Genomic DNA, 2,244 nt, shown 5'->3' with positions numbered 1-2,244 from the left:
AGAGGGCAAACAGATGATCATGTCCGGTGGTCTGGGAACAATGGGCTATGGTCTTCCAGGCGGCATCGGAGCCAAAATCGGAAATCCCGACAGACCTGTCATCGTTATCTCCGGTGACGGCGGCGTGCAGATGAACATTCAGGAGCTTGCAACTGCAGTTCTGGAGGAGCTTCCGGTTATCCTGTGTATCTTTAACAATGAATATCTTGGAATGGTACGCCAGTGGCAGAAGCTTTTCTACGGCAAACGCTACGCCATGACCAACCTGCGCGCCGGAGCACTTTCCCGCCGCACAGAGGGCATGGAATATCCACAGTACACGCCGGATTTCATCAAACTTGCAGAGAGCTACAGGGCAAAAGGAATCCGTGTCACAAAGAAAGAGGAAATTGCAGCAGCCTTCGAGGAAGCAAAAAAGAACACAAAGGCACCTACAGTAATTGAATTCATCATTGACCCTGAGGAAATGGTTTATCCTATGATCAAACCAGGCGGAACTCTGGAAGATATGATTATGGACTGTTGATCAGGAGGAAAATTATTATGGATAAAGGAATGAAAAAAAGATGGATTTCTCTCTATGTTGAGAACCAGGTAGGTGTTCTGTCCAAAATCTCCGGACTTTTCTCCGGAAAAAGCTACAATCTGGACAGTCTTACTGTAGGAACTACCGAGGACCCCACAGTATCTCGAATGACTATCGCAACTGTCAGTGATGATGAAACTTTTGAGCAGATCAAAAAACAGTTGAACCGTATGATCGAGGTTATTAAGGTTATTGATTTCACAGACGTATTTGTCCGCATGAAAGAGATTCTGTATATTAAGGTTTTTAACTGTTCCAAAGAAGATAAGGTTGAACTGTTTCAGATTGCCGAAACCTTCAAGGCAAAGGTCATTGACTATGGCAAAGACAGCCTGCTCCTGGAATTTGTCCAGACAGCAACCAAGAATGACGCAGTAGTGAAACTGATCAAGGAAGAATTTCACAGAATTGAAGTGGTACGTGGAGGAAGTGTAGGAATCGAATCTATCAGTATGATGGAACGATAAAACTTTTTCTGAAATTTTTATAAAGGGAGGATTGTCGCATTATTCTTAATGCTCAGTCCTCCCTTTACTTACGGTTCTTCCGTCTTTTCGTTTTTCATCTGTGCTTTCGCTTTTCGCCCAATCCGTGCATTGCTGTTCATAATACTGGCACGGGTGATCTTATCATTTCCAAATTTCATCCGGATCTCATCCATAGCTGCATCCAGCTTTCTGTGGCGTTCTTTATTTTCTGTATCTTCAAACAGAGACATCTGTTCATAAGTGCCATCTGTAAGGCCTGTCAGTGCCACACCAATCAGACGTAGCGGCTGTCCTTTCCAGAATTCTTTAAAAAGTCTTGTAGCATTTATATAAATTTCATCTGTAAGATCTGTAGCATTTTCCAGCTTTGTCTGGTGTGAACGGTTTCTGAAATCCAAAGTACGGAAAGTCACGGAAATACAGTTGCATTTCTTATCTTTTCTGCGCATTCTGGTTGCCAGAACATCACACTGCTCCAAAAGTATGGGAAACACCTGCTCTATGGAAGTAATATCATCGTTAAAAGTAGTTTCCACGCTGAAACCTTTTGCCTCATCAGGCACTGCTTTTACAGGGGAATCATCGATACCTCTGGCATATTGCCATAGCTGATGTCCCGTTTTTTCCCAAGCCAGTACTGCACATTGGATGCTCTTTCTCTTGCCAGATCACCGATGGTACGGATTCCCTGATTCAGAAGCTTCTGCTCGGAAGCTTTTCCCAGAAACAGCAGATTACGGATAGGAAGAGGCCACATTTTCTCCGGGATTTCATCCGGGAACAGAGTGTGTACTCTGTCCGGCTTTTGAAAATCTGATGCCATCTTTGCCAAAAGCTTATTGGTAGAAATTCCTACATTTACTGTAAATCCCAGCTCTCTGTGAATCTTGCCTTTCAGCTCATGAGCAGCAGCTACAGGGTCAGGATAGATCAGAGAAGTACCTGTCATATCCAGAATGCCTCATCAATGGAAAAAGATTCCATCACAGGTGCAAAGGAAGCACAGATTGCTTTAAATGCCCGGGAACATTTATCGTATAATTCAAAATCACTGGGAACGATCACCAGATTGGGACATTTCCGAAGAGCCATGGCTACTGGCTCGCCGGTCTGGAATCCCGTATTTTTTTGCAGGGATAGATTTGGCAGCACGATACCTGTCCGTTTCTT

3 protein-coding genes and 1 pseudogene are annotated in these 2,244 nt (G+C 43.9%); 2 read left to right on the top strand and 2 right to left on the bottom strand.

What is annotated here, in order from left to right:
- The coding region (locus tag AC075J_RS04210) for a thiamine pyrophosphate-dependent enzyme (RefSeq protein ID WP_476390057.1) at window positions 1-526 on the top strand (526 nt) is incomplete at its 5' end.
- A 17-nt stretch (window positions 527-543) separates the two neighbouring features.
- Window positions 544-1,053: an acetolactate synthase small subunit gene (gene ilvN, locus AC075J_RS04205; RefSeq protein ID WP_022381366.1), complete on the top strand. Its 510-nt coding sequence runs from the start codon at window positions 544-546 to the stop codon at window positions 1,051-1,053.
- Window positions 1,054-1,121: 68 nt separating this feature from the next.
- Here the strand turns inward: ilvN and AC075J_RS04200 are convergent, their stop codons facing one another.
- Together AC075J_RS04200 and AC075J_RS04195 are read right to left on the bottom strand one after the other, a co-directional pair.
- Window positions 1,122-1,610, bottom strand: a complete 489-nt coding sequence (locus AC075J_RS04200) for a DinB/UmuC family translesion DNA polymerase (protein ID WP_476390056.1) — start codon at window positions 1,608-1,610, stop codon at window positions 1,122-1,124.
- A gap of 32 nt (window positions 1,611-1,642) precedes the next feature.
- Window positions 1,643-2,166 (bottom strand): annotated as a pseudogene (locus AC075J_RS04195) (DNA polymerase Y family protein).
- Window positions 2,167-2,244 lie beyond the last annotated feature (78 nt).

This window comes from Blautia sp. ZXY-1-C6, assembly GCF_056339875.1.
The sequence above is the reverse complement of the archived record's forward strand: the minus strand, read 5'-3'. Positions and strand labels throughout refer to the sequence as shown.